The following is a 609-nucleotide window of genomic DNA, read 5'->3' as shown; positions in this document are numbered from 1 at the left end:
ACCCACGCTTCTAAGTTTTGGTTTTTAATTATAAGGAGATAATCGATGAGTACGAATAAAGTAGGACTGTGGATTGACCATAGGAAGGCTATTATCGTATCTATTACTGAGAAAGGGGAAGAGATCAGAGAGATAACATCGGATGTTGAAAAACAGCCTCGGCGTTCTGGTGACTCACCTCTTAAGGGTACTTATGAACCAGTTCAAGTCCCTGCCGATGATAGCCGCCAGCGAGCTTTTACAGGAAGTCTAAATATTTACTATGACGAGGTTATTGCCTCTATTGGTAGTGCCAAGTCTATTTTGATATTTGGTCCAAGTACGGCAAAAGATGAACTCAACGAACGTCTTAAAGAGAAAAACCTCGATAGTCCTATCGTGGGTATTGAAACAGTTGACAAGATGACAGATCACCAGATTGCAGCAAAAACAAGACAGCACTTTGCTGGATTTTGATGATTTAGCGATACTGGCACTGGTTCCGCGCTATGAGATTGTTCGGCTAAAATCCTCTCTTGACAAGGGTTTTAGCCATTTTAAGACCAAATCGTCGAAACCTAGACACAAAAAGGGCTTCAGAGCTTTTTCTCATAGTGCGGAACCAGTGCC

1 protein-coding gene is annotated in these 609 nt (G+C 42.0%); it reads left to right on the top strand.

Going from position 1 to position 609, the window contains the following annotated elements; all coding sequences use genetic code 11:
- Window positions 1-45 precede the first annotated feature (45 nt).
- On the top strand, window positions 46-456 hold the full coding sequence (locus APA_RS17605; RefSeq protein WP_201323561.1) for a hypothetical protein: 411 nt from the start codon (window positions 46-48) through the stop codon (window positions 454-456).
- Window positions 457-609: the final 153 nt, after the last annotated feature.

The sequence above is a fragment of the Pseudanabaena sp. lw0831 genome (assembly GCF_016584665.1).
Classification (GTDB): Bacteria; Cyanobacteriota; Cyanobacteriia; order Pseudanabaenales; family Pseudanabaenaceae; genus Pseudanabaena.
The sequence above is the reverse complement of the archived record's forward strand: the minus strand, read 5'-3'. Positions and strand labels throughout refer to the sequence as shown.